The organism is Pseudoalteromonas sp. S3785 (assembly GCF_005887365.1).
Taxonomy (GTDB): Bacteria; Pseudomonadota; Gammaproteobacteria; order Enterobacterales; family Alteromonadaceae; genus Pseudoalteromonas.
Map to the genome: position 1 here is coordinate 34,257 of NZ_PNCT01000014.1, position 25,435 is coordinate 59,691.

Genomic DNA, 25,435 nt, shown 5'->3' on the forward strand with positions numbered 1-25,435 from the left:
TATTAATAGTTAAGCCACCATTGTTGTGGCTTAACGCTAATTATTAATCAGTAGTCGTACTTTGCTCATCGTCGGCACAAAGAGATTGATCTGCTTCTAAAGCTCGTTTTTCGCGCTCGGCTTTAGATACATACGCTGGTTTATTACTTTTGTGTAATTTAGCATTAGCACGTTTATCTTTTTTCTGAAATTTAGTGACGATTTTTTTACGGCGATTCATTAGTACTAATACTCTGATAAATTTAGGTCGCGCATTATACAACCAATGCGATTAAAGCCGCCATATAAATTTAAAACACGATCATTGTAATCCTGTCGCAAAGCGCTATTTAATATTATGCTGCAGCGCTATAATTTGGCCTTTATTTAGTCATACAACGGGATACGTTTTGAAAAAGTTAGTTTTGCTCTGCAGTGCTTTATTTGCTTTTAATACTCATGCGCAATTACATGAAAACATTGATAGTGTAGCTGATTACGCTGTAAATACTTATCAACAATCACAAATTCACACACTAACTAATTTAGTGGCTTTTCCTACAGTAAATAAAGATTCAATACCCGCGCCACAAAATCCTGACTTTATTAATTTTAAGTCGGTATTACAAATGAAAGCCGCAGAACTTGGGTTTGATTACCAAGACTTAGGCTATACCGTGCTTATAGGTATGGGCGATCAAAACGAAAAGGTTACCGTTGTTACTCACGGAGATGTACAACCTGCTAATGCAAGTAAGTGGAAACAAAGCCCATTTATCATTGATACCTCTGAGCCTGGCAAATTAGTAGGGCGCGGCACAGAAGATGACAAAGGCGCTATAGCTACTGCGCTTTACGCTATGAAAGCGATTAAAGATAAAGGCATAAAGCTTGATAACCGTATAGAGTTGATGATTTACCTTGCCGAAGAGTCAGACTGGGGCCCACTTACTGAATTTATGAAAACCTATGAGCAACCAAAATATGCAGTAACCATTGATGCATCATACCCTGTAGTTGTTGCCGAAAAAGGCTGGAGCTTAATTGCCCCTACGTTTAATGCTACCTCAAAGCAAACTGGGGTTTATGTAAGTGATGTTGCTGGTGGTGCGTTTAAAAGCCAAATACCGGAAGATGCAAGCTTAGTGCTGCATAACGCAAGCGCTGCAATTATTAACTCATTAAAAGCAAAAGCTAAAACGCTTAGTGACGTTGAGTTTAGTTTTAAAGAGCAAGGTAAAGGCTTAAAAATAACTGTAAAAGGGGTATCTGCGCACTCATCTGAGCCTGAGTCGGGCGTTAATGCCATCGCACACCTGGGTGAGTTATTTAAAGATGTAGCGCTTGAAAATAATAGCGATGGCCAGCTTATTAAATTTGTAAACCAATTAATTGGCTTAGATATTCATGGTAAGCAATTTGGTAATATTGCTTATAAGCATAATTTTATGGGCCCAATGACAGTGGCGCCTACCCTTATCGAGCGCGATGGTAATGCACTAACGTTAGCCATTAACGCGCGCCGCCCAGTAGGCAAAGAGGAAAAACTACTTAAAGCGCAAATTAACAGTGCGATAAAGGAATGGGAAACAGCAAATAACGTAATGCTGAGTAAAGTAGATACGGTTATTGGTACACCCATGCTGTTAGATAACGCACCGCACGCACAAAAGTTGCTCGATATATTTAAGCATTTTACCGGCGACAAAAAAGCTGACTTTGTATCAATTGGCGGCGGTACTAACGCAAAACTATTTGATAATGCAGTTTCGTTTGGCCCTTCAATGCCGGGTAAACGTTATACAGGCCACTCAGAGCATGAATTCATTACGCTTGAGCAATTGGAACTAAATTTACGCATGTATACCGCGATGATGATAGAGCTAGGTAATATGTAAGCTATAGATTTTTTTAATATAAAAGCCGCCTTGCTTAACTGAAGTGACTCAAGCAAGGCGGCTTTTTTGTATTTATTAAAACTGAGCTACAAAACTAAGATTGTATATATCATAGTTATTTTTATCAGTGTAATTGGCGCTGAAATAGTAGCTATCGTTAATAAAGTATTTACCCTCAACAACTAAATCTGAGTCGCTTACGCCAATACCCACTGCAACGTGCTTATTGAAGTAGTAATTTGCCAGTACATCAAAAAAAGGGTCATCACCAGCATCGAGATAGTCAACATTTATAGAAACGTAGCTTTCATCGTAAAGGTGAGCAAAGTAACGTGATGATAAGTCCCACGACTCTATTTCATCGTCAGTCTCGACAGTAAAACCTAGGTAGTCAGTATCATTAATTTGATGATTATATTGCGCTTTGAATAAATAAACTGTATCACCATATTCATAATCTACCATGCGTGCAGATACTTTTAACGAATCTGCAAATAAGTAACCTATACCAAGCGAATAGGTATCTGTATCGCCAATGTTGGGTAATTCAAAAGTTGCAAAAGCATTACCGTAAAAGCCTTCTCCAAAAATTCCTTTTCTACTATTACCATCTGAATTAAAGTAATTTAAGCCTATATTACTATCTGTATCTAGGTAGCCATAATCATCCCACACTCCCGAGCTTTGTTGCTCTTCAAAGTAATAATGCGTAGATAATCCGTACACATTATCGCTGTAATAGCGTGAATCTATTTTTGCGTAGTTAATCGTATTAAACCATTGCTTTGATGCTGATTGTTCAGCGTTTACTGACGCTGCACAGCTAAGTGCAAGCAAAGAGAGCGGCATTAAGTAGCGCATAAGTATCCTTTCTTATAAAGTTATATAGTTGTATCCAGAAAGGGTATTATATTTAAAGCAAGTTAAAACACATCCAATTAATTGTAAGTAACTGTATGTTTGTATAAGTATTTGTAGGAATGCGCTTGAAGGGGCTGCTATAAATTTATGACTAATGTCATATTAACTGATGACAAATGGCACCTTTAAGGTTTAAAAATTAAGGCAATAATAACCTTACATTTTAAGAGGAGAGCAAACATGAATACACCAGCATTTTTTGATAATTTTAAACGTTACTTAGTGGTTTTAACTTTTTTTACTGTAGTTAACCTAATTACATCACCCAATTATTTGTGGGTTGTGTGGCCTGCTCTAGGGATGGGTATTGCGCTTCTTAACGACTTATTAGATTTAAATCGTTCAAAAAGGGTAGGGTAATGAAAGTGAAGCCAAGTGAATATTTACTTGGCTTAAATTACTTAACGTAAAAGGGATAGCCGTTTATGAGGCGCTCTCGAGTGTTGCATTAAGAGATATTTCGGTATTGAGCAGCTTTGAAATTGGGCACCCTTTTTTCGTTTGCTCACACAGAGCTTGAAATTGCTCGTTAGCAATATCTTTAATCCGTGCGTTTACTTCAAGTGCTATATGGGTGACTGCAAAACCATCGTCAACTTCATCGAGACTTACCGTTGCTTTGGTATCAATTTTATCGGCTGTAAAGCCTGCATCACCTAATGCAAGTGACAACGCCATACTAAAACAGGCACTGTGCGCCGCACCTACCAATTCTTCTGGATTTGATCCTGCTTCGTCTTCAAAGCGAGTATTAAAGCCAAAAGGTTGTTTATCAAGTGCGCCGCTTTGCGTAGAAATACTGCCTTTACCTGTTTTAATATCGCCAGACCAGGTTGAGCTTGCCGTTTTTTTAATCGTCATTATCTTCTCCTTGCTTTGCGTGTAAGCTTTTCAGACTAAATAAGTGCTATTTACATAAAGCAGCTAAATACAGCCTTAAAAGCCGAATTATTCATACCTTTGCAAAATAGACGCCAGTTAGCTCACACGTAGTATGAAGGATTAATACCTTTTATTTTTTATTACGTTTACAGCGCTCTGAGCAGTAAATAACGTTATCCCAATCACGCAGCCACTTTTTGCGCCATGTAAAAGGCCTATTGCAAACAGGGCATGTTTTTTGTGGTAAGTGACTTTTTTTGTGTGCCATATTAATTGCTTTTTGCGGTGTGTTTTTGTGTGCGGGTAAGTCCTACATGCTTTTTTAATATGTTAGGAATTGCACGTTTAACATCGGCGCGCTCTCGATATTGCCATAAACGTTCGCGCGCTTGTTTAGATGCATCGGCTAAATCAAGCATGGGCTCGGGGTAATCTTCTCCAAATTTAAAGTCGTTAAACAGCGCTTCCATGGGTGTTTGTTGCCACGGTTCGTGTAAATATTCTATTGGTAGTTTTTCAAGTTCGGGGCACCACTTTTTAATAAAGACGCCGGTTGGGTCTTGATCTTCAGATTGTTTAATTGGGTTGTAATGCCTAATGGTATTAATGCCCGTAACCGATGCCTGCATTTGTATTTGTGGGTAATGAATACCCGGTTCAAAGTCTAAAAAGTAATTTGCCAAAGGTAAGCTTGCCTGCTGCCAGCTTATATTTAAATGGTGAGTTACAAAGCTTACCAACATAGCGCGCATTCTAAAGTTTATATAACCGGTGGCTTTTAAACAGCGCATACAGGCATCGATAATGGGTATGCCCGTTTGGCCTTGTGCCCAGCGCTCAATATCGCGTTCTACATGCTCATCGGTACGATACGGAAATACATGATAACCCGGGTTTAATGCTTTAAATTCCATGGTGCATTCGCTCTCAAACTTTTGCATAAAATGGCAGTGCCAATGCAAACGCGATACAAATGCAGCAAGCGGGCGCTTCCAGCCTTTTTTATTGGGGTGTTTTGAATGGTATTCATCAATAGCCTTTTGGTATACCTGTTTAAGGCTTATATTACCCCACGCTAAATAAGGCGAAAGCCTAGAGCAATGAGTACGGCTTAAACTTGGGCTAGATATTCCTTTTTGATACCCCTTACCGCGCTCAGCAAAAAAGCTTTGCAGTATTGTGCGCGCAGTTAAAGGCCCACCTACCTGAAAGTTATCATCATTTTGCGTGTAGCTTTTGGGTAATTTAGGTGTTTTGTGGTTATCAAGAGAAATGGTTTTTATATTTTGCCAATTAGGAATAGCAATAGGAGCCTGCATTGTTTGTTGCCAGCGTGCGTTCCAATCTTTACGGTTTTTTTTGCCACGAATAACGGCGCCCGTTTGTGATTCATGCCAGTGTACTTGTTGCTCCTTACACCACATGGCAACGGCTTTATCTCGCTGAAAGGTATTGTTTAAGCCAATTTCTTGATGGCTAAATATGTTTGCTATTTGGTATGTTTGATTAAGCGTGTTTAACAGTGTCAGCATGTCTTGGCTAAAAATATAAAGCGTTGTTTTATAGCGAGTTAGCTGCTGATTTATTTCACATATTGATTGATAAACAAATCGCCAATGGCGCGCATTATAATGTGCATCCTCAAGCATTAGTGGCTCAAAGTTGTATAGCAGTAACGTGGGTAAACCGTTATTAAAAGCATGTTTAAGTGGTTGATGATCGCTAAGGCGTAAATCGCGTTTAAACCACACTATGTTTATTTTTTCGCGCATATTTAAAAAAGTGGCTGCAGTTATGAAATACTGTACGCAATAAAGTGTTTTTACGATTTGCAGTACGACGTATAAAGGAGAATTATGTTTTTAGATTTAACACAAAACACGCAGCAAAATGTTTACTCTTATTTAGTTGGGGGTATTAGCCCTCGTCCTATTGCATGGGTAAGTACATTAAATAAAGATGGAGTGGCTAATGTTGCGCCATATTCTTTTTTTACTGTAGCGAGCTGTAACCCGCCAGTACTGAGTGTTACGCAGGTAAACCCTCGAGATAAAGCAATTAAAGATACTTTAGCGAATGTATTAGCTACTAAAGAGTGTGTGGTTAATATTGTAAGCCATTCTCAGGTAGAAAAAATGAATCAAAGCTGCGCAAACTACGCCAGTGATGTGAGTGAATTTGATGCGGCTAATATTACTAAAGTAGCGAGTGAAATGGTTGCCGCCCCAGGTGTTGCCGATTCAAAAATACGCTACGAATGTAAGCTTAGAGAAGTGATTACATTTTCAAACGAACCCGGTGGTGGGCAAATGATACTGTTAGATATTGTTGGTATTTGCGTTGAAGATGAAACATTTGTTGATGGCTATATAGATCCTACTAATTTAGATTCAGTAGGGCGCATGGGCGGAGATTACTACGCAACCACAAGGGATAAGTTTGCTGTTAAACGTCCATCATAGTGTGGGCGTTTAATCTTTCATAATTTGTGCACATTGTTTGCACTTTTACTTGTTAACTTTGTCTTATTAAACGTTAATGTAAAAGGTTGAATAGTGAAAGTACAATTTAAAAATAATACCTCAAACATCACCAAATTATTTGCGTTAAGTACACTGTGTATAGCTTTAACGGCATGTAACAGCGACTCAGCAGACACAACGTCAGACAGCGATACTGTTAGTAATAGTGTCCCTAGCGTTGATGCGGGTATTGATCAAACCGTTAACGCAGGAGATACCGTTTATTTAAGTGCAAGCGTTGAAGATGATGATGACGTATCTGTTACGTGGTCTCAGTCATCAGGGACTGCTGTTACTCTCACATCAAGTACAACATTAACGAGCGAATTTACCGCGCCAGAAGTACTCGCTGATGAATCGCTGGTGTTTGAGTTAAGCGCAGATGATGGCGTAAATAGCGCTGTTATTGACACAGTTACTATTAATGTTGTTGCCTCTGTGGCTGTATCAAATACAGATGCAAAGCTTGCAAGCTGGATAATTAACAACGATACCACATCTACTTATATACAAAATAACGGTGGTGTTGTTGAAGATGTGCAGTCGGTCGAACTGGTAACTGTATCTGATCAAAGCACTGATGTTGAATACATGTATGTGCAAGCAACGGATATTCCAAAATATGATATTACCCTTACGCAAGATCAAGTTGATGCGTTAAACAATCGCCCGCGCGCAGCAAGCGACTTTTATAATGGGGCTACCTCTGCTGTTGCAGGGCAAACCGTTTTATTTGGCGAAGACATTGGTTATAAAAGCAGTCCCCAAAACTGTAATGACACTGGTGGCGCAGGTTATTGGCCGCCAGGACCCAGTTGCCCTACAGAGCAAAGTGTAGAGGCTTACTTTCCCGTTACGCCTACTGATTTATCAGACACCGATACATGTGAAACAGGTTTAGGCACTGTTGGCTTAATGGTAAATGGTACCAGTATATTTAACTGGGGTGATGGTATGAGTTATGGCAATAATGTGTGGTACACGCTAGCCCCAATTGCAGAGCAATATGATATTGATATATGTGGTGGACATGCAGCAAATGGGGAATACCATCATCATTTTTACACAAGTTGTTTAGCTGATTTATTAGAAGATGATGGCGATGCACATTCTCCTATTTATGGTTTTGCAGCCGATGGTTATCCTCTTTATGGCCCATACGAAAGTAATGGAGAGCTTGCTTTAAGTGGATGGGAAATGCGTGACTATGGTGCTCCAACAAGTGAAGGGGGCTGTGATAGCGAAGGAGATCGAAGCTGTACGTTAGTTGATCAGTACGATATTAGCCAAGGTACGCAAGAAAGTGAAGCAGGTCCGGATATAGGTGAAGAAGTAACGACACTTTCTGGAAATACACTTAATGCTGACGATGGTTACTATTTTGAAGACTATTATTACGCCCATAAAACGGTAACAGGTGCTCAACTCGATGAGCATAATGGCCATGATACAAACGATGGCAAGGGCTATCACTACCATATAACACTAAAGCTTGATAGCGACGGTAAATTACAACCTGCATTTCCCTATCAAATAGGCCCACGCTTTAAAGGTGAGCTTGCTGATAACTCTATTGGTAGCTGTGATACTGGCGAAATGATGGGTCCGCCGCCAGGCGTTTAAGGAGTTTCTATGCGTTATATTAAATACGCACTGATCCTTGTTACTACTACGCTATTGAGTTTTAAGCTCTTTGCGCAGCAGGAAATGATGGATCATAGCCACATGCCTATCGCAGTGCCAAATGATGCACCTACACCGGCACTGAGCCTTGCGTTATTAAAAGATAGTATGTCGGGCTATAACTTAATACTAGACACTCAACGTTACGACCTATCGGTACCGCCGGCTGGAAAGATGAATATGCAGCAAATGATGACTGCTACGATAAACCCCAATAACGGGTTTTTACAAGGGCATGCACATTTGTATATTAATGGCGTTAAAATACAACGAATATACGGACATGCACTACATTTACCTTCGTCTTTATTTAAACGTGGTATAAATACTATATCAGTGACTCTTAATAATCATGGGCATATGTATTGGACAGCACAAGGTAAAAAAATAGTCGCTACATTGTATATTAACGACGAAAGTGAAAAGTTAATAACGTACAGATTTGAAAGCTTCCCAAGTAAGGTTGAAGACGCACATTAATGAAAATTCATAACAAACTTTTTTTAATTTTATTTAGTTTCACATTCAGTATTATTGCTGGGTTGGTTGGGCTTATACAGTACAGTATAGGGCAAGGCGTTATTGATTTTGTAAACGCAAAAGAAGTAAAAGCGCTTGAGCCTTTAACTGTGACACTGGCTCAAAAATACGAAAAAAAACCATCGTGGGATTACATTATTGGCAGTGATATGCAATTTTTGAGGTTGGTTGAATCTCAGTTGCGCTCGAGTCAGTTTTTATCTGATTTACCCGATATGCCACAAAGACCTTTTATGCGAGAAGATAGAAGGCCTAGAAATCACGAACGTTTTGAACAACGAGAGCGCCGACCACCACCTGAACATACAGCACATTATGCTTTGCTTGATGAAAAGGGGCAGCGTATTTTCGGTAAATATTTTAACGATTTAACCTATATAAAAACCCCCATTGTTGTAGATGATAAGGTTATTGCATATCTTGCAGTGTCTAAAAGAGATAGTTTAGCTGATGGTTATGAGCTCGACTTTTTAGAGCAACAAACTAATTATGTTTGGCTGATAGCGTTAACTGCGGTATTACTCACACTTTTATTATCCTTTTTACTTTCACGCCACTTGGTTGATCCGGTTAAACAAATAGCAAGCGGTATGCACAAGCTTACGAAAGGGCAATACAGCACTAAGCTTTCATTGGATCGAAAAGACGAATTAGGCCAACTAAGTGAAGACTTTAATACACTTGCGTTTACACTTGCTAAAGACGAGCAAGTACGTAAGCGTTGGCTTGCTAATATTTCACATGAGCTAAGAACACCCATGAGCATTTTACTTGGTGAGCTTGAAGCTATGCTACTTGGCATACGCGAGCCCAATAGTAAAAATATTAGCTCTGCTAATGATGAAGCGCTTCATTTAAAACGCTTAATAGATGATTTACATATGCTCAATAGTGCTGAGCTTGGCGGTATGCATTACACCATAGAGCCAACAGATATTGGCCTGTTGTTAAACTCTATTGAGCACAAATATCAAGTGTTGTTTGAACAGCATAAAATAAATTTTTATTTATTAAATAGTGCTAAACATGCCATTGTTGAAGCAGATAAAACGCGTATATTACAATTACTGGATAATATTTTAATGAATGCCGTACATTACGCACAGTGCACAACTATTTCTTTAACTGCGAGTAATATAGAGGTTAAAAATCAGCCTTATTTAGAAATCGCAATTGAAGACAATGGCGTAGGTGTTGATGAATCTCATTTATCACACTTATTTGAATACTTATATCGAGTAGATAGCGCGCGTAATCGTCAAGAAGGTGGCTCTGGTTTAGGTTTATCAATTTGCCAACATATCGTAAAAGGCCACCAAGGTAAAATAGCCGCAGAAAAAGCGAGTTTAGGCGGTTTAGCGATTATTATTCGCCTGCCCTTAATAAAGGTTTAGAGTACAGAATGGAAGATCAAATACTTATCGTTGAAGATGAAATAAAATTAGCTAACCTAATGAGCGACTTTTTAACAAGCCATCATTACGCAACGCATAAAATTCATCATGGGAATGAGGTGTTACCTTGGCTTGAGCACAATAGGCCAAGTTTAATATTACTCGATATAATGTTACCAGGACAAAGTGGTATTGAACTGTGTAAAGCGATAAGAAAGTTCTCTAATGTGCCTATCATTATGGTATCGGCGAAAGTAGAGGAAATAGACCGTTTACTTGGCCTAGAGCTAGGAGCCGATGATTATATTTGTAAGCCGTTTAGTTATGCGGAGCTGGTGGCGCGCGTAAAAGCAATTTTAAGGCGCTTAACAAGTGTTGGTGAGCTTAGTTCATCAACAATGAAACTAAATGAAAGTACTTACAGCGTGCAATACAAAGCGAGTAGCATAGAGCTTACAAATTTTGAGTTTCAGTTATTTAAACCTCTATTTAATAACCCTAACCGTATTTTTTCGCGTGATAGCTTAATGGATACTATGTACGCTGACCAACGGATCGTGAGTCATCGTACTATTGATAGTCATATTAAAAAGTTACGTAAAAAATTAGATGAAGTCACCCAAACCGACAGTGTTATTCAGTCGGTTTATGGGGTGGGTTATCGATTTGTTCATCCTCAATAGTTAAGCATTGAGTATTTTATTCTTCGTCAGCGTTTTTAATACGTTCTAAACGGTCGAACTCTTCATATTCGGCCGCTTGAATTTCATCTAAAACTGAATCAACATCAGCAAGCTCATCACTTTCTTCAAATGTACCGCTTAACACTGTATTAGGTGTTAGATTTGCTTCTTCAAATAAAGCCCACATTTCTTTTGCGTACTGTGTTTGTAATAAGCTTGGTGCAAACTGCCCATAATAACGGCGCATATTGTTCACATCGCGACTAAACATCGCTTGGGCGCTGTTATTAGCTGCTGCATTAACGGCCTGAGGTAGGTCTATAATAACAGGGCCATTACTATCTACTAATACGTTGAATTCAGATAAATCGCCATGAATAAGACCCGTACAAAGCATCAATTTGATGTTGTGGATCATTGTTTTGTATTGTTCAATGGCTTGCTCTTGAGTTAACGTAACGTGACCTAATTGCGGCGCTACATCACCCTCTTCATCACACACAAGTTCCATTAGCAGCACACCGTCAATACAGTAATAAGTATCAGGCACTCTCACGCCAGCACGCGATAAACGCGAAAGGGCGTCTACTTCAGCATTTTGCCAAATTTCTTCTTCTAATTGACGGCCATAGCTTGAACGTTTACCCATTGCACGGGCTTGTCGACCACCTCGCACTTTACGACCTTCTTGATATTGGGCTGCTTTTTTAAAGCTGCGTTTAACGGCTTCTTTGTAGACTTTAGCACAGCGAATTTCGCCACCGCTGCGTACCACAAATACATCCGCTTCTTTGCCGCTCATTAAGCGGCTTATCACTTCATCAATTAGGCCATCATCAACGAGTGGCTGGAGGCGTTTAGGTATTTTCACTGCGATACAACTAGAAAAATTGGAAGATTAAACATGTATGTTTATAAGCCCTTAGTATGTTAGCTCTCAAAAACGTGTTGAAAGTGGTTTTAAGTAATTAGTTATCACAATAACCGAAATACCGAATAAGGTAAAAATAACATGCTAAAAACCGTACTTTTTTCACTTCCTTATTGTTTGCACAATATTTGCTATTTTTCAGCGTAGTCTATCAGTACACCCTAATTAATATTAAACGCAAGGTTACCACTATGAAGCATTTTTCTATTTTTGCAGCTGCTGCATTATTATCAATGGCTTTTTCTGCCAATGTGGCTGCTCGAGGCGGTGATAACCCACCACCTAAACCTGACTTTTCAACTATAGATGCAGATGGCGATGGTGTTATAAGCTTTGCCGAATTTAGTGAGAGCGCACCACCACAAGGTGATGCACAAACTATTTTTGATGCAATAGATGCCGATGGGAATGGCGAAATTAGCGAACAAGAATTAAGTGAACACAAGCCACCACGCCGTGCACGTTAAGGAAGAAAAAATGATCAACAGTATTGGTAGCTCTGCGAGTTTTATGGCTCAACAATCGAGTCAAGTAAGTGCTTTAACCACAGAGCAAACTGAGTTTGTTAAAGAAACGCTGGCAGAATTTGATGCACAAAACCTAAGCACAGAAGATGCGCAAAGCATTCAAGCCGCATTTGAAGAGCAGGGGATCTCGCCTACAAAAGAGTTAGCGGATTTAATGAGCGAACTTGATTTTGACGCTAAAAGTATTGGCGATGCAGGACGCCCTGAAGGGCAGCGTCCGCCACCGCCGCCACAAAACGCGCTAGAATCTGTTGATACTGACGAAGTGGTTAGCTACTTAGATGAGTTATTAACTGAGTATTCAAGCCAGCTATCTGATGAAGATAAAGAATCAATTCTTTCATCGGTACAAGAAAAATTTGGCTTAAGTGAAGGCGATTCACTGCTAAATGTAACAGCTTAGGTGTTATAACTTGAGGTAAAGCTGAGCGTTTATCCTTAGGTCTTAAGTCCAAAGCTCGGTTAATGTGTTTAACATTGCCGAGCTTTTTTTGTTGGCTTTTTAAAATGTTTAATTTAATTGTGTTTTGATTTTGCTGGTGCCGTCTTTTTCTGTAAATTTAAATACAAAGTCTTTTTTACCATCTTGGTTTATATCAACCAGCAAAATATCTTTATTGTGTTTAGGCAGTACTAATTTTAACTTTTTGCGTTTTTTGTTCAGCAGTGAGTTTTGCTCACCATAGTAGATATGCAGAGTTTTTTTACTGTATTTATACACTGCATCAATATGACCATCGCCATTTATATCACCTAGATAAAGAGCCGGAGAAGACTCACTTCCATTCATATCTACTTCCATTTCTAAATCGAGCTCAATGTTGGATTCATTAGCAAAGGTTCCATCGCTTTGCTGTTTATATAAATTCATTTCTACATCAACATCTGTGCTACCGCCGCCCATGGCCATTGAGGCGATTGTGCCTAGGCCAATATCTAAATCTATTTTTTGTAAATCAATGAGCCCATCGTTATTGAAATCTGTTTTTAATACTAGCTCGCTTGGCCCTTCTGTATTAAATAGATTAATAGGTGTAGTCGCAAAGCCTGTCGCATTTCCTAAATACAACGTATGAGCAATTTTAATATCAAGCGAATCCATACCTTGTGTAGGCTTAAATTGCCTAGTAGTAAAATCTAAAAATCCATCGTTATTTACATCTAAAAGCTGCTTAATTTTTCGGGTTTCGCCGTTATTCAGCTCGCCTAGTTCAATATTAAAATTAATAGGGGTTAAGGCATCGGCATAGCCTGGTGCATCCGCTAACAAAACATTAGCACCAAAGTCGCTGGCAAAAACTAAGTCGCTTACACCGTCTTTATTAAAATCAATGACGATAGGTTGGTTGTTTATATTAACCTCAAGAGATAACCCTTCTTTTGAAAATCGCCCATTATACTCAGCTGCTTGTTCAAATTTATGTGGCTTGAATGCTCCCTCATTATTTTGAATATATAAGGTACTGCTTGATAATCCTGGAATTAAAATATCGCTAAGGCCATCGTTATTGGCATCAAAAACAAAATTTATTTTTTCAAATTTATCTACTTTCAATTGGCTAATCACTGAACTGTAATTAAATAGAAGCTCAGCTTCTTTTGCTGTACTTTTATAAACACCGTTATCAGTTAACACAAGGGCTTGTTTATCTGCTTTATTTGCAATGGCAGCTATATCAAAACCAAATGCATTTTTAGGTAAGGTAAGCTCATAGCTCTGCGAGCTCAGCAAGTTTATTACCTCTAGTTGCTTTGACTCTTTGTTATAAGCGAATAGAGTGGGGGTATCGGTAGTGATCAATTTATCTGTTGTTTTTATTACCATTGTTTGTGCAAAAACGCTTGCTGGTGTAAGTAAAATGGCAAGTGAGTAACAAAGAGGCTTTAGCATGTTAAATCCTTTTACAAAAATTAGTACCACTACAAATAAGTGAAACTGTAGTGATTAAGATGCAATTAGACTACGCTATAAAAGGTTTCCCCAGTGTAAGTAATTGTAATAAATTGTTTAATGAAATGTGCTTATAAGTAAGGGCTTGAGGCAGGATCTTAAAAAACTAGCTACAGAGCTTATTTTGCTCATTTAAATATGAGTCTACAAATGCTTGCTCCATAGGCTTTGAAAAGTAGTAACCTTGTAGGTGAGACACACCAATTTCTTTTAGCACATTGGCTTGCTCTAGGGTTTCGACGCCTTCGGCAACTACTATAAAATCAAGTGTTGAGGCCATTTGCACAATTGCATGAATAATACTTAAGCCTCGCTTATCCATATTTTGAATGAAACTTTTATCTATTTTTACTATGTCTACACCAATATCTAACATGCTCGACAAGGATGAATACCCCGTACCAAAGTCGTCAATAGAAATACAAAACCCTTGTTTTTGCAGCTCTTTTACTGCTGCTAAAAAGGTGAGTTTATCCTCTGCAAACACAGATTCTGTGATTTCAAGGTGCAGGTTTTCGGGCTTTACATGGTATTGACTCACTATATTTACAACCTTAGTGACAAAATCAGGGTCTTGGAGTTGTATTACAGATACATTTACACTCACAGCAATGGCTGGCTGAAGGTTTTTAAACGTTTTAGCTTGCATACAGGCTTGTTCAATCACCCATAAGCCAAGCTCAGTTATGAGGTTGTATTGCTCGGCAATGGCAATAAACTCATCAGGAAATATCGCTTCGCCATTTAACTGCCAACGTAAAAGTGATTCAAACGATGTAACCTTTGTTGTTTTACTATCAACTATAGGCTGAAACACTAACCGCAAGCCGTTATTTTTTATTGCCATTGCTAATTGCTGACTGAGTAACTGTTCGCGCTCTTGCTGACGCTTTAAGTCGTTGTTGTAAATATTAACGCAGCCTTTTGCAGTTCGCTTTTGATGGTACATGGCTAAATCTGCTGAGCGGATTAATGCGCCCAAATCAGCCTCATGTTCAGGAAATAAAGCGATGCCAATAGTGGCTGATACCCAACTTTGATATTTATATCGTTCATGCTCGGCACGAATGCTTTTAATCACCTTTTTGGCAAAATTAAATAAATCTTGTTGATCTTCATAGGTTGTTAAAATTAAAAACTCATCTCCGCCCCAGCGACATTTATACAAGTGACGGGTGCAAACGTTAGTGAGTCGCTCTGCTATTTCTTTAAGTACTTGGTCGCCTACTTTATGGCCCATAGAATCATTTATTTGTTTAAAGCCATCTAGGTCTACAAAAAGCAGGGCTAGCTTTTCATTGGGGTGATCAGCTAGTTGTTTATTAGCTACTTTTAGAAAAGCGGTGCGGTTTAATAAATTTGTTAGTGGGTCAGTATTTGATAAGCGGTAAATTTCTTCTGTGCGTTTTTCTACTTTGCTTTCCATCTCGTTAAGTAGTTTGCGGTTTTGGTTTCGTAATTTTATTGCTGTTTGGGTAAACGTGGCCGACTTATAAGAAGAAGCGACCATAATGGCCGAAAAAGTCATGCCTAAAAAGCCCAGCACATAGTGATAATAATCATCAGATAGGGTAAGTACTATGGAATAAGGCATTAATAAAATAAAGCTGTAACACACAGAGGTAAAGCGACTACCCGATAGTAAATTGGCAGAGCCTCCAGCAAAGGCAGACAAAATAGCTATTGTGGTGGTAATTTCAACGGTGGATGAGCTTTTATGAAACCACAGTGCGTAACATGACCATGAAATAGCTGTTGCAATGCAGCCCACTGAAAAACGTTTTAAAAAGTTATTTGCATTAAATGGATGATTTACGCCTTTAGTGTAGTTAAAGTCAATAACATCCATTAGCCTTGCTGCTAAAATAACCAGCATGAAAAAAAGCCAAATTATTTTTTCTTGTTTGGTTGTCTTATTTGTTAAGTCAAAAGCAAATACAAGCACAAAGCTTACCAATGCAGAAACGCCAATGCCAGATAAAGCATTAGAATATAAAAGTTTTACGGCTTCTATACGTTCATTACTATTTAGGTTTTTATATTGCACTCATCAAAGCCTTATTAAAGTAATGCGGGTTACATTTATAAAAATACAATAATAAATATAGTTTAATGATAGGAAAATGCAGACTTTAAATAAAAAAATGCCCATAACACAATGTCTTGTTATGGGCTTTAAGTTAAAAATCGTTAGCGCTATGACGCTCGCTGAGTTGCTCTTCTTCAGGACCCCAAGTACGATTAACCCGTTGACCACGCTTAACAGCGGGGCGCTTCGCTATTTGTTCTGCCCAGCGCATTACATGAGTGTAAGAGGCTACATCTAAAAACTCGGCAGCGTCGTATAGTTTTCCAAGCACCAATGAGCCATACCAAGGCCAAATAGCAATGTCGGCAATAGAGTATTCACTACCCGCCATGTATTCGTTTTCACTCAAGTGACGATTTAATACATCGAGCTGTCGCTTAGTTTCCATAGTAAAGCGGTCTATCGGGTATTTCATTTTTGTTGGTGCGTAGCTATAAAAATGGCCAAATCCACCCCCTAAATAAGGTGCAGATCCCATTTGCCAAAACAGCCAATTACGGCATTCTGTCTTGGCTTTAAAATCTTTTGGTATTAGTACATCAAATTTTTCTGCCAAGTATTGTAAAATTGAACCCGACTCAAAAATGCGTGTTGGTGGCGTGGTTGAGTGATCCATGAGCGCGGGGATTTTAGAGTTTGGATTAATATCAACAAAGTCCGAGCCAAATTGGTCGCCTTCGCCAATGTCAATTAAGTAGGCATCGTAGTCGGCGTCGGTTAGGCCAAGCTCTAATAACTCTTCAAACATAATGGTCGCTTTTTGGCCATTAGGCGTGGCTAAGGAATAAAGTTGAAATGGATGTTCGCCAATGGTCAAGTTTTTATCATGTGTGGGGCCTGCAATAGGGCGGTTGATGTTAGCAAATTTACCACCACTTTCACTGTCCCACGTCCACACTCTAGGCGCAGTGTATTCGTTTTCATTACTCATAAATAACCTCAATTTAAAATGTATTAATTTCTATACTGACAAATAAAAAGCTGGGGGTGTAAATAATTATTTAAAGACAATGCAAAAAATTATCGTGCTTTTAATTTATCTGACTTGGCAAGTTTATACCCTAAAAAGAACCCACTTAACGCACCAAATAGATGACTTTCAAATGAGACATGAAAGCGCTGTGGCAAAACGCCCCAAATAAATCCGCTGTAAAGCACCGCAACTACTACGGCAATAACAATCGATTTGAATGAGCGCCTAACCACTCCATAGCACAGTATAAACCCCCACAAACCATAAATAACACCGCTTAAGCCTACATGAAAACTGCTACGACCAAAGGCCCACACTAATAGCCCGCCCATTAATGCAGTAAAAATGAACACAGTATAAAAGCGTTTTACACTGTATTGGCAAATAAGCCAGCTAAGTACAGTAAAAGGCAGCATGTTGCTAGCAAAGTGCCACCAGCTTCCGTGCAAAAATGGAGCGCATAAAATGCCAATTAACCCTTGTACACTTCGCGGATAAATTCCTAAACCATTAAGGGTAATGCCTGGTAAGCTATTGATAATTTGCAGTACTAAGCACAAAAAAACAACGCTAAATATTGCAAATCGAGTACTGGTTATAACTGAAGAAGATGATGAGTTAGTTGGCATATAAACGCCTTTGTAGGATTATTTTGTACCAGTATAGGAGTATGTTTTCGCTATTAAAAGCAATTTAAAAAGCGCGGCGATATACACCGCGCTTAATGGTTGTTTAACCAAGTTTGGTTAATAGCTTTTTCGCCGCAAGCTCTGAACTTGCGGGGTTTTGGCCTGTAATCACTAAACCATCTTCTACAGCTAATACGCCCCAGTCGTCGGTTTTTTGATAATCACCGCCTTTTTTAATAAGTTCATCTTCAACTAAAAATGGCACCACATCTGTTAATTGCACGGCGGCTTCTTCTGAGTTGCTAAAGCCTGTCACTTTTTTACTGGCTACAAGCGTATTACCTTGCTCGTCTTTAACATTTAAAAAAGCAGCACTAGCGTGACAAACAGCCGCCACAGGTTTTTGTTCTTTTACAAACTTTTCGATAAGTGAGATTGAATCGCTGTTATCTACTAAATCCCATAGTGGGCCGTGGCCGCCTGGGTAAAATACAGCGTCAAAGTCGCTGGCGTTTACTTCGCTTAATTTTTTTGTGTTTGCCATAAGTGTTTGTGCTGCGCTGTCATTGTCATAGCGCTTTGTTGCAGCAGTTTCAAAATCAGAAAGTGTACTCGTTGGGTCAATCGGTGGTTGGCCACCTGCAGGGGAAGCAAGTGTTACCTCTGCACCGGCATCTACAAACGCGTAGTAGGGGGCTGCGAATTCTTCTACCCAAAAACCTGTTTTTTCGCCTGTGTTACCAAGCTCTGAATGGGAGGTAAGTACCATAAGTATTTTTTTAGCCATAACAATATTCCTTCGATTAGTGAGTAAATTAAAGCTTGGTGTTAACCAAGGTGTTGTAATAACTATATGCACTCACAAGGATTTAAACAACGATGATAAAGTTAACTTTATTGGTTTAATTATTGATACAATGATTGAGTTAATAACCAAAGGTGGGTGTGTGATGAAAGTGTCGTTTGAGCAACTTAAAAGCATGGTGGTATTTGCGCAAATTGTAGAACAGGGCAGTCTAACCGCGGCTGCAAAGCAATTAGGGTTAACGCGAGCGGTGGTAAGTTATCACCTTAAAAAACTAGAAACGCAATTAGAAGTAACATTGCTTAACCGCTCTACCCGCACAATGGCTTTAACCGAGGCAGGTATTGCGTACTATGAGCGCTGTAGAGTGATCACCGAGCAAGCAAACGCGGCTAATCAGCAAATAGAAAACATTAAAAGTGAGCCACAAGGAATATTAAAAATAAGTTGCCCTGTTAATGTTGGCATGCAATTAATTGTGCCCGCAATTAATACGTTTAAACGTCAATACCCTAAAATTGAAATAGACTTACAGCTCACCGATGATGTGGTTGATATAATAAAAAATGGCTTTGATATAGCTATCCGTGGCGTCGCTTTAAGAGACTCTAATTTACAGGCTACTAAATTAACAACCATGAGTACCTGTATTTGTGGTTCTGCAACGTACTTTGAGCACTTTGGCAAACCGCACACGCCAGCTGAATTAGCCTCACATAAATGGGTGGTGTACCAACTTAGCAGTAAAACATTAACTCTTACCAAAGAGGGCAAAAAATACGATGTAATACTACAAGGTGGCATAAGTACCAACAATGCCGCCGCGCGTACCGCGTTTGTGGAAGCTGGGCATGGGCTTGGTCGTATTCCTTTGTATGACGCGTGGCCTAAAGTACAAGCTGGGCTGCTAGAAATAATACTTGATGACTATAAAACAAAAGATATAGAGCTTTATGGTGTGTTTCCGCCTGGGGCCGCTGGCTCTAAAAAGCTTAGGTTATTTATTGATTACTTAAAAGCGTATTTTGTAAAACAGCACACCGCGTTGGGCATGCTGAAAAACGTTTAAAAAGCCTTGTGTTAAAGCGTGCGGCTAAATAATGCAACAGCTTGCTGATACATAGTGATTGCAAGCGCTGCATCGTAGCGCTCGCCCTCATCACGCATAAATGCATGCTGTGCGTTTACTTCTTGCCATTGATAGTTAATACCCGTAGCGACACATTGCTGATAAATTTTGCTACGACCTTCCTTGGGTACATGTGGGTCTTGTTTACCCCAAATAAAGTGTACTTCGCCTTGAATATCAGCCATGCGTTCAAACGAATTGTTACCTGCATTAGCGGGTAAGGTATCACTATGAATATCGGTGGCGTATAAACAAAATGCCGCTTTTACATGTGGATTTAATGCGGCTCTGTAAGCTAAATGCCCACCGATGCACACACCCATAGCACCTACGGTACCAGTGCAGTAATCTTGGTTTTGTATAAAGTCGATGAGTGCCTGGGTATCACTGTCGTGTTGCTCAAGTGGCTTTTGCCATTTATCGGCATTCCCTTTATCTTTACCTGCCTCATCGTAGGCAAGTACAGTACCAATCGGGTTTAGCTCATGAAATACCTCAGGCACTAACACAACAAAACCATGGCTTGCTAAAATTGCGGCGCTGCGCGCAATCGGGGCTGTTTGCTGAAAAATTTCAGAGTAAAAAATAATACTTGGGTATTGGCCAGGAGCTTGAGGACGGTAAACGGTAGTTCGCATCAAGCCTGTTGGGGTGGGTAGGTCGGTATTATGGTGTTGGATTATCATAAAAGCGCTCAGTTAAATAATTAATAAGGTTATGGTAACTGAGCGCAAAAAAATAAACGACCGCTGAAATGTGTTTTTTAAATACTTGCAGGCATTTTATTGCAACTTGCGTAGTAGCTTACGGTCGCAGGCCAATCCGAAAATATTCCTATAACGCCTACATCCCGCGCGAGTACATCAACGACCTTCATCATGTCGCCATCGTTATCAATAACATCAGCGATCGATTGATAGTAATAGCCACCGCCCTCGTTAAGAGGCCCCGAGCGCTCAAGGCTCCATGCAATTAGTTCAAGCCCCGCTGCTTTTGCATCAATAGCGTATTGTGAGGGGACTATATTACTTTCGTTATCGATGGTAAGCATCATCCAAATAGGAGGCGCTAAGATTTTAACACCATCGGCTACCAGCGCTTCCATACTTGGTTGCCACGTATCAGGGTTACTTGGGTCAAAGCCCGCTTCGCTGTCGCGGTCATCTAAATATACGCTTTGATTTGCAAAGTCAGGATTGTTATTTATCCAATACTTTACATCATCAAGATTAAACGATTGCGGGTACACATCACTGCTTGGTACGTCTAACAGCGTGTACTCATCAAGCATTTTTTGTGCGTATTGCTGTTGTGTCATCCCCTCAAAAGGCATGCTAACTTGCGGCGACTTTAGCTCTGGGGTCATTTTTACCCCAAGGCTTTTAAATAACTCAATACTTTGCTTATGCGTTAATAACGTGCCACTAGTAGCGTATAGGTCTGTACGCCAGCTAGGCGTACCTTTGATGTATTCATCAACGGTGGTGGCTTGGGTATTGGCGCCATCCATTTTACCTTCAAGCGTTAAAAATTCGCTTAAGGTTATATCGCTTGTGCAGCATTTAGCGGTGGCAGGCGTGCCACTTGCCGCGTTAGCTGGAGTAAAAGGCACACTGCATTTAGCGGCAAGTTCATCAATGGCTAATATATTGGTGGTGGTGTGCAAATCGCACTGAGAGTGGCGACACACTAACTCTTTGTCGCTTGTAAAAGTAACATCGCATTCTACAATACCTGCTCCCATTCGCGCCGCAGCTATATAAGACTCTTTCGTATGCTCAGGGTATTGCATAGGCGCACCACGATGCCCAATAGAAAAATCTGTACGATAAAATGGCCCATCCTTACACGACTCTAATTTTGTTTTTAAATCGCTCTGAGTCATATCGTTAATTAGGTAATCAGCACGAGTACCTAATTGAATATCTGACGCATCGCCTTTTGCCACTTCAACAATCACTGGCGTAGGTGCTTCAACCACTTCAACAGTGGTATTGGTAACCACTACCTCTTTTTCTACCACTTCGACATCGTCATCGCAGCCGCTAAGTAGTGCCAGCATTACAGAGCTTGTTATTAGGGTAAGGTGTTTCATGTTTAATCCTTCATATTATTTTCCTTAACCCTAATCGTATTTAATGACAAATTAACTACAAGGGTGTGACGTTCTGTTTATTTGTTCCTACTTTATTGACTGCCAGTGCTGCTAACATAATTACCCCACCGATACTTAAGCGCATAATATCTGCATCTTTATTCCATATAAGCACGTTAACAATAATGCCGGCAGGAATAAGTACGTTGTTCATAACGGCTAACACGCCTACATTTACTTTGGTTGCGCCTTTATTCCATAAAAAGTAACCAAGGCCCGAGGCAACAATACCTAAATATATTAAAATACCCCACTGGGTAGGTGTACTCGGTAACTTGCTTGTATCGCCAAATAATACGTAGCAAGCACTTGCCACCACCAAGGCGCCAATAAAAAACCAGCCAAATACGGTTTTGTCATCTAGCTGATTAGAGGCCATTAAACGTTTATAAGTTACTTGTCCTGTTGCAAAACTAATATTGGCACCCTGAACCAGTAATAAACCTAACATATAGTGATTATTGAGGTTTTCCCAGCGGATAGCCACCGCGCCCAACACAGCGATAAGCGCCACTACAAAAAAGCGCGGGTTAAAATGTTTGTTAAGCGCATCGTTTAAAAGCGTTATATAAAGCGGCGTCATAACAGTAAAAAGCAACACTTCGGGTACGCTTAAAAATAAAAAGGAATGATAGTAAAAGCTGTACATAACACCCAGCTGCACAGCGCCTATCAGCATAAGCTTTAGTGCGAGTGGTTTTGAGGTAAGTTTAGGTTTTAAAAAGGGTAAAAAAACCAATGTGGCTAATGCAACGCGTATTAATACGCTAAACCATGCGTCTACTTGGCCTGCTAGGTACACACCAATTAAACTAAATGAAAAAGCCCACAGTAAGGTAACAGCAAATAAATAGCCCATAATTGTCGTTTTTTATAATTTATAATGTGGCTAGTTTATCTGTTATAAACAATAAAAGCCCGCAAGCGGGCTTTTATAAAGCAAAAATTAATAAACGAGGTTATTAATCAACTAAACCACGACGCTTAAGAAGTGCATCTGTTGTTGGTTTTTGGCCTCTAAACTCAATGTAGCTTTGCATTAAGTCGCGGCTGTTACCTTTAGATAGGATTTCTTCACGGAACTTGTCACCGTTTTCGCGGGTTAGGCCACCGTTATTTTCCATATGTGCAAAGGCATCTGCAGCAAATACTTCTGTCCATAGGTAGGCGTAGTAACCTGCTGAGTAACCACCGGCAAACGTATGGCTAAAGTAGTTTGATTTATAACGCGGTGGCACTGGGTAGTAATCAATACCGTGTGCTTTTAGCGCATCGCTTTCAAACTTTTGAACATCACTGATTTTTTTATCAGAACCAAATGAGTGCCATTCCATATCAAGTAAAGCAGCTGCTAAGTATTCAGTGGTACCAAAGCCTTGGTTGAATTTTTGCGATGCTAGTACTTTATCAAGTAATGCTTGTGGAATTGGCTCACCCGTTTTGTAATGCTTAGCGTAGTTAGCAAGTACCGTAGGTTCAATCATCCAGTCTTCGTGTGCTTGTGATGGAAACTCAACAAAGTCACGTGCTGTAGCAGTACCTGCTAGGCTTGGGTATTTAACATTTGAGAATAAACCGTGCGCAGCATGACCAAATTCATGGAACATAGTCGATACTTCGTCGAAGGTCATTAACGTAGGCTCGCCCTCAGCTGGTTTTGGAATGTTTTGTGCGTTATAAATAACCGGTTTAGTGCCTTTTAAGCCGCTTTGGCTTACGTATGCACTCATCCATGCACCACCACGCTTACCTTCACGTGCGTATGGGTCCATGTAAAATAAACCAATAGCGCTGCCATCAGCGTTAAATACTTCGTATGCTGTTACATCTTCGTGGTAAACAGGTAGGTCTTTACGCTCTTTAAAGGTGATTCCGTACAGCTTGTTCATTGCGAAGAATAAACCATCATGGATCACAGAGTTCATTTCAAAGTACGGCTTAACTAGCGCAGGATCTAGGTCGTACTTTTCGGCACGTACTTTTTCTGCGTAAAACGCCCAGTCCCATGGCTTAAGCTCAAAGCTCTCGCCTGAATCGTTAATTACTTTTTGGATAGCGGCCGCTTCTGCTTTGGCTTTTTCAACTGCTTTTGGTGCTAGGTCATCTAAAATGCCGTACACGTTATCGGTTGTTTGTGCCATGCGCGATGTCATTACATACGATGCCCAATCTTTAAAGCCTAACAGCTCTGCTTTTTGTGCACGCAGGTTTGTTTCTTCAATAATGATAGGACCGTTAGTTTTAGCAGCACGGTTTGTAGAGGCTTTAAAAATTTGCTCGCGTAGCTCACGGTTTTCAAGGCTTGATAAAATTGGCTGCTGAGTAGTATTAACCAGGGTTATCATGTAGCCCTCTTTACCTGCTTTTTTAGCAGCGGCTGCAAGGCCTGCAATTTCACCTTCAGATAGGCCGGCAAGTTTAGATTTGTCAGTAACTACAATTACGTCTTCTTTAAACGATTTTAAAATGTTTTGAGAGAACGCAGTAGATAGCTCTGCAAGCTGAGCGTTTATTTCACGCATTTTTGCTTTTTCAGCATCGCTTAACTTAGCACCGGCTTTTACAAACTGCTTGTAGTAGTAATCAACTAAGCGTTGATCTTCAGCGTTAAGTGCATCTTTATTATCGTAAATAGTTTGTACACGCTCAAATAACGCACCATTTAGGTAAATGTCATCAGAGTGAGCAGATAATACCGGCGCCATTTTTTTACTTATACGTTGGTATTCGTCATCTGAAATTAAACCCGATAGATTATAAAAAGCAGCAGATACGCGGTTTAACAACTCGCCAGACTTTTCCATCTCTACAAGTGTATTTTCAAATGTTGCTGGTTCTGGGTTGTTTGCAATTGCTTGAACTTGTGCAGTGTGCTGAGCAATACCTGCATCAAAGCCTGCTTCGTAGTCTTTTGTGCCAAACTTATCAAACTCCGGCGCCATGTATTGTAATGGGCTTGGTTTGAATAATACATTGTTTGCGTTCATATCTTGCACTTGTGCTGCGCTCTCTTTAGCTGTGTTCTGAGTTTCGTTAGATGAACAAGCAGATAGGATTAGGGCACTAGCAATAGTAGTGGCGATCAGTGTTTTACGCATAATAACTCCATAAAAAGATGAGCCGAAATAGGCTTTTCGAGTCGAAAACCCAGTTAACTTATCAAATTTTGGCGTTTATACAATAAAGTTTATCGGTATTAAGCGGGATTTAAACGCAAATTAGCTACTAAAAATGCGTTTTGGAGGTAAAAGTAGCCTTAAAAATAAGCGTAAGGCTACTTAAATATTGTATTGTGTGTGTTTTAAAAGGTTAGTTATAGCCAAGCACAAAGCGTTTTTCAGATCCAAAGCTATTTGATTGCTGGCCAAATTCTTTATTAATAGTCGCCAGTGTTTGTTCTTGTTCAGCAAGAAGACACAAGATTTTATTGCGATAATCTAGGCTGCTTTCAAACAAATTTAAGTCTACCTGCGGCTGCAAAGTGGCGAGTCTTTGATTTAAAGTAAGTTGTGACATATGTAATCTCCAGTGCGTGTACACTATTTATATAGCACTCGGTGCAATAAAGAGTTAATAAATTGTTTAAACAAAAACGTTAAACCTATTAACTTAGCGACTTAACCCTATTATGCCGTGCTAAGCTTAGCGAAGACTGAACCACACTAAATTTTTACTGAACAAACAACAAACAACAAACAACAAACAACAAACAACAAACAACAAACAACAAACAACAAACAACAA

General features: G+C 39.7%; 26 protein-coding genes. 10 read left to right on the plus strand and 16 right to left on the minus strand.

What is annotated here, in order from left to right:
* Positions 1-43: 43 nt before the first annotated feature.
* A complete protein-coding gene (locus CWC17_RS04585; RefSeq protein WP_138540656.1) occupies positions 44-220 on the minus strand; it encodes a DUF2986 domain-containing protein in 177 nt (58 codons plus the stop codon).
* Positions 221-389: 169 nt separating this feature from the next.
* Between CWC17_RS04585 and CWC17_RS04590 the strand changes: the two genes are divergently transcribed.
* Positions 390-1,877 (plus strand): dipeptidase, encoded by a 1,488-nt coding sequence (locus CWC17_RS04590; protein ID WP_138612203.1) that lies wholly within the window; start codon positions 390-392, stop codon positions 1,875-1,877.
* A gap of 75 nt (positions 1,878-1,952) precedes the next feature.
* Here CWC17_RS04590 and CWC17_RS04595 read toward each other — a convergent pair whose 3' ends face one another.
* Entirely contained in the window at positions 1,953-2,738 is a 786-nt protein-coding gene (locus tag CWC17_RS04595; RefSeq protein ID WP_138612204.1) for a putative porin, read from the minus strand.
* Positions 2,739-2,978: 240 nt separating this feature from the next.
* Here CWC17_RS04595 and CWC17_RS04600 point away from each other — a divergent pair, with 240 nt between their 5' ends.
* Positions 2,979-3,158, plus strand: coding sequence for a 2TM domain-containing protein (locus CWC17_RS04600; protein WP_138540659.1), 180 nt, complete (start codon positions 2,979-2,981; stop codon positions 3,156-3,158).
* A gap of 63 nt (positions 3,159-3,221) precedes the next feature.
* Here CWC17_RS04600 and CWC17_RS04605 read toward each other — a convergent pair whose 3' ends face one another.
* From CWC17_RS04605 to CWC17_RS04615, 3 genes are all read right to left on the minus strand, one after another.
* Positions 3,222-3,659 (minus strand): OsmC family protein, encoded by a 438-nt coding sequence (locus CWC17_RS04605; RefSeq protein ID WP_138612205.1) that lies wholly within the window; start codon positions 3,657-3,659, stop codon positions 3,222-3,224.
* Positions 3,660-3,810: 151 nt separating this feature from the next.
* Positions 3,811-3,948 (minus strand): DUF2256 domain-containing protein, encoded by a 138-nt coding sequence (locus CWC17_RS04610; protein WP_138612206.1) that lies wholly within the window; start codon positions 3,946-3,948, stop codon positions 3,811-3,813.
* A 1-nt stretch (position 3,949) separates the two neighbouring features.
* Positions 3,950-5,452, minus strand: a complete 1,503-nt coding sequence (locus CWC17_RS04615) for a cryptochrome/deoxyribodipyrimidine photo-lyase family protein (RefSeq protein ID WP_138612207.1) — start codon at positions 5,450-5,452, stop codon at positions 3,950-3,952.
* A gap of 84 nt (positions 5,453-5,536) precedes the next feature.
* Here CWC17_RS04615 and CWC17_RS04620 point away from each other — a divergent pair, with 84 nt between their 5' ends.
* The 5 genes from CWC17_RS04620 (at position 5,537) to CWC17_RS04640 (ending at position 10,502) form a co-directional block, all read left to right on the plus strand.
* On the plus strand, positions 5,537-6,142 hold the full coding sequence (locus CWC17_RS04620) for a flavin reductase family protein (protein ID WP_138612208.1): 606 nt from the start codon (positions 5,537-5,539) through the stop codon (positions 6,140-6,142).
* A gap of 93 nt (positions 6,143-6,235) precedes the next feature.
* Entirely contained in the window at positions 6,236-7,825 is a 1,590-nt protein-coding gene (locus CWC17_RS04625) for a YHYH protein (RefSeq protein WP_138612209.1), read from the plus strand.
* Positions 7,826-7,834: 9 nt separating this feature from the next.
* Entirely contained in the window at positions 7,835-8,365 is a 531-nt protein-coding gene (locus CWC17_RS04630; protein ID WP_138612210.1) for a hypothetical protein, read from the plus strand.
* Positions 8,365-9,819, plus strand: a complete 1,455-nt coding sequence (locus CWC17_RS04635; protein WP_138612211.1) for an ATP-binding protein — start codon at positions 8,365-8,367, stop codon at positions 9,817-9,819. Before CWC17_RS04630 ends, CWC17_RS04635 begins: the two co-directional genes overlap by 1 nt.
* 8 nt (positions 9,820-9,827) lie before the next feature.
* A complete protein-coding gene (locus CWC17_RS04640) occupies positions 9,828-10,502 on the plus strand; it encodes a response regulator (protein WP_138612212.1) in 675 nt (224 codons plus the stop codon).
* A gap of 16 nt (positions 10,503-10,518) precedes the next feature.
* On the opposite strand, the gene CWC17_RS04645 is transcribed toward CWC17_RS04640, so the two are convergent.
* Positions 10,519-11,373 (minus strand): PA4780 family RIO1-like protein kinase, encoded by an 855-nt coding sequence (locus CWC17_RS04645; protein WP_138612213.1) that lies wholly within the window; start codon positions 11,371-11,373, stop codon positions 10,519-10,521.
* Between the two features lie 251 nt (positions 11,374-11,624).
* On the opposite strand from CWC17_RS04645, the gene CWC17_RS04650 reads away from it, so the two are divergent.
* Positions 11,625-11,900: an EF-hand domain-containing protein gene (locus CWC17_RS04650; protein ID WP_138612214.1), complete on the plus strand. Its 276-nt coding sequence runs from the start codon at positions 11,625-11,627 to the stop codon at positions 11,898-11,900.
* A 10-nt stretch (positions 11,901-11,910) separates the two neighbouring features.
* A complete protein-coding gene (locus CWC17_RS04655) occupies positions 11,911-12,363 on the plus strand; it encodes a hypothetical protein (protein WP_055017149.1) in 453 nt (150 codons plus the stop codon).
* Positions 12,364-12,471: 108 nt separating this feature from the next.
* Here CWC17_RS04655 and CWC17_RS04660 read toward each other — a convergent pair whose 3' ends face one another.
* From CWC17_RS04660 to CWC17_RS04680, 5 genes are all read right to left on the minus strand, one after another.
* Positions 12,472-13,851 carry an FG-GAP repeat domain-containing protein gene (locus CWC17_RS04660; RefSeq protein ID WP_138612215.1) on the minus strand — a complete coding sequence of 460 codons (1,380 nt, stop codon included), beginning with the start codon at positions 13,849-13,851 and terminating at the stop codon, positions 12,472-12,474.
* 166 nt (positions 13,852-14,017) lie between these two features.
* Complete coding sequence (locus CWC17_RS04665; RefSeq protein ID WP_138612216.1) at positions 14,018-15,958, minus strand: putative bifunctional diguanylate cyclase/phosphodiesterase; 1,941 nt, start codon at positions 15,956-15,958, stop codon at positions 14,018-14,020.
* 133 nt (positions 15,959-16,091) lie between these two features.
* Complete coding sequence (gene yghU, locus CWC17_RS04670) at positions 16,092-16,931, minus strand: glutathione-dependent disulfide-bond oxidoreductase (RefSeq protein ID WP_138540672.1); 840 nt, start codon at positions 16,929-16,931, stop codon at positions 16,092-16,094.
* A gap of 89 nt (positions 16,932-17,020) precedes the next feature.
* Positions 17,021-17,602 carry a rhomboid family intramembrane serine protease gene (locus CWC17_RS04675; protein WP_138540673.1) on the minus strand — a complete coding sequence of 194 codons (582 nt, stop codon included), beginning with the start codon at positions 17,600-17,602 and terminating at the stop codon, positions 17,021-17,023.
* Positions 17,603-17,705: 103 nt separating this feature from the next.
* Positions 17,706-18,389, minus strand: a complete 684-nt coding sequence (locus tag CWC17_RS04680) for a type 1 glutamine amidotransferase domain-containing protein (protein ID WP_055017153.1) — start codon at positions 18,387-18,389, stop codon at positions 17,706-17,708.
* Positions 18,390-18,552: 163 nt separating this feature from the next.
* On the opposite strand from CWC17_RS04680, the gene CWC17_RS04685 reads away from it, so the two are divergent.
* Positions 18,553-19,476 (plus strand): LysR family transcriptional regulator, encoded by a 924-nt coding sequence (locus CWC17_RS04685; RefSeq protein ID WP_138540695.1) that lies wholly within the window; start codon positions 18,553-18,555, stop codon positions 19,474-19,476.
* An 11-nt stretch (positions 19,477-19,487) separates the two neighbouring features.
* On the opposite strand, the gene CWC17_RS04690 is transcribed toward CWC17_RS04685, so the two are convergent.
* The 5 genes from CWC17_RS04690 to CWC17_RS04710 form a co-directional block, all read right to left on the minus strand.
* Positions 19,488-20,222 carry a dienelactone hydrolase family protein gene (locus tag CWC17_RS04690; RefSeq protein ID WP_138612217.1) on the minus strand — a complete coding sequence of 245 codons (735 nt, stop codon included), beginning with the start codon at positions 20,220-20,222 and terminating at the stop codon, positions 19,488-19,490.
* 77 nt (positions 20,223-20,299) lie between these two features.
* Positions 20,300-21,631 carry a glycerophosphodiester phosphodiesterase family protein gene (locus CWC17_RS04695; protein WP_138612218.1) on the minus strand — a complete coding sequence of 444 codons (1,332 nt, stop codon included), beginning with the start codon at positions 21,629-21,631 and terminating at the stop codon, positions 20,300-20,302.
* A gap of 55 nt (positions 21,632-21,686) precedes the next feature.
* Positions 21,687-22,550, minus strand: a complete 864-nt coding sequence (locus CWC17_RS04700) for a carboxylate/amino acid/amine transporter (RefSeq protein ID WP_055017155.1) — start codon at positions 22,548-22,550, stop codon at positions 21,687-21,689.
* A gap of 103 nt (positions 22,551-22,653) precedes the next feature.
* On the minus strand, positions 22,654-24,789 hold the full coding sequence (locus tag CWC17_RS04705; protein ID WP_138612219.1) for a M3 family metallopeptidase: 2,136 nt from the start codon (positions 24,787-24,789) through the stop codon (positions 22,654-22,656).
* A gap of 211 nt (positions 24,790-25,000) precedes the next feature.
* Positions 25,001-25,207 (minus strand): hypothetical protein, encoded by a 207-nt coding sequence (locus CWC17_RS04710; RefSeq protein WP_004587392.1) that lies wholly within the window; start codon positions 25,205-25,207, stop codon positions 25,001-25,003.
* Positions 25,208-25,435 lie beyond the last annotated feature (228 nt).

What these genes read in the sequence shown, in the direction of transcription:
- CWC17_RS04585 (WP_138540656.1), bottom strand. Translation starts at nt 220, where the DNA reads ATGAATCGCCGTAAAAAAATCGTCACTAAATTTCAGAAAAAAGATAAA.
- CWC17_RS04595 (WP_138612204.1), bottom strand. Translation starts at nt 2,738, where the DNA reads ATGCGCTACTTAATGCCGCTCTCTTTGCTTGCACTTAGCTGTGCAGCG.
- CWC17_RS04600 (WP_138540659.1), top strand. Translation starts at nt 2,979, where the DNA reads ATGAATACACCAGCATTTTTTGATAATTTTAAACGTTACTTAGTGGTT.
- CWC17_RS04605 (WP_138612205.1), bottom strand. Translation starts at nt 3,659, where the DNA reads ATGACGATTAAAAAAACGGCAAGCTCAACCTGGTCTGGCGATATTAAA.
- CWC17_RS04610 (WP_138612206.1), bottom strand. Translation starts at nt 3,948, where the DNA reads ATGGCACACAAAAAAAGTCACTTACCACAAAAAACATGCCCTGTTTGC.
- CWC17_RS04615 (WP_138612207.1), bottom strand. Translation starts at nt 5,452, where the DNA reads ATGCGCGAAAAAATAAACATAGTGTGGTTTAAACGCGATTTACGCCTT.
- CWC17_RS04620 (WP_138612208.1), top strand. Translation starts at nt 5,537, where the DNA reads ATGTTTTTAGATTTAACACAAAACACGCAGCAAAATGTTTACTCTTAT.
- CWC17_RS04630 (WP_138612210.1), top strand. Translation starts at nt 7,835, where the DNA reads ATGCGTTATATTAAATACGCACTGATCCTTGTTACTACTACGCTATTG.
- CWC17_RS04635 (WP_138612211.1), top strand. Translation starts at nt 8,365, where the DNA reads ATGAAAATTCATAACAAACTTTTTTTAATTTTATTTAGTTTCACATTC.
- CWC17_RS04640 (WP_138612212.1), top strand. Translation starts at nt 9,828, where the DNA reads ATGGAAGATCAAATACTTATCGTTGAAGATGAAATAAAATTAGCTAAC.
- CWC17_RS04650 (WP_138612214.1), top strand. Translation starts at nt 11,625, where the DNA reads ATGAAGCATTTTTCTATTTTTGCAGCTGCTGCATTATTATCAATGGCT.
- CWC17_RS04655 (WP_055017149.1), top strand. Translation starts at nt 11,911, where the DNA reads ATGATCAACAGTATTGGTAGCTCTGCGAGTTTTATGGCTCAACAATCG.
- CWC17_RS04660 (WP_138612215.1), bottom strand. Translation starts at nt 13,851, where the DNA reads ATGCTAAAGCCTCTTTGTTACTCACTTGCCATTTTACTTACACCAGCA.
- yghU (WP_138540672.1), bottom strand. Translation starts at nt 16,931, where the DNA reads ATGAGTAATGAAAACGAATACACTGCGCCTAGAGTGTGGACGTGGGAC.
- CWC17_RS04675 (WP_138540673.1), bottom strand. Translation starts at nt 17,602, where the DNA reads ATGCCAACTAACTCATCATCTTCTTCAGTTATAACCAGTACTCGATTT.
- CWC17_RS04680 (WP_055017153.1), bottom strand. Translation starts at nt 18,389, where the DNA reads ATGGCTAAAAAAATACTTATGGTACTTACCTCCCATTCAGAGCTTGGT.
- CWC17_RS04685 (WP_138540695.1), top strand. Translation starts at nt 18,553, where the DNA reads ATGAAAGTGTCGTTTGAGCAACTTAAAAGCATGGTGGTATTTGCGCAA.
- CWC17_RS04690 (WP_138612217.1), bottom strand. Translation starts at nt 20,222, where the DNA reads ATGATAATCCAACACCATAATACCGACCTACCCACCCCAACAGGCTTG.
- CWC17_RS04695 (WP_138612218.1), bottom strand. Translation starts at nt 21,631, where the DNA reads ATGAAACACCTTACCCTAATAACAAGCTCTGTAATGCTGGCACTACTT.
- CWC17_RS04700 (WP_055017155.1), bottom strand. Translation starts at nt 22,550, where the DNA reads ATGGGCTATTTATTTGCTGTTACCTTACTGTGGGCTTTTTCATTTAGT.
- CWC17_RS04705 (WP_138612219.1), bottom strand. Translation starts at nt 24,789, where the DNA reads ATGCGTAAAACACTGATCGCCACTACTATTGCTAGTGCCCTAATCCTA.
- CWC17_RS04710 (WP_004587392.1), bottom strand. Translation starts at nt 25,207, where the DNA reads ATGTCACAACTTACTTTAAATCAAAGACTCGCCACTTTGCAGCCGCAG.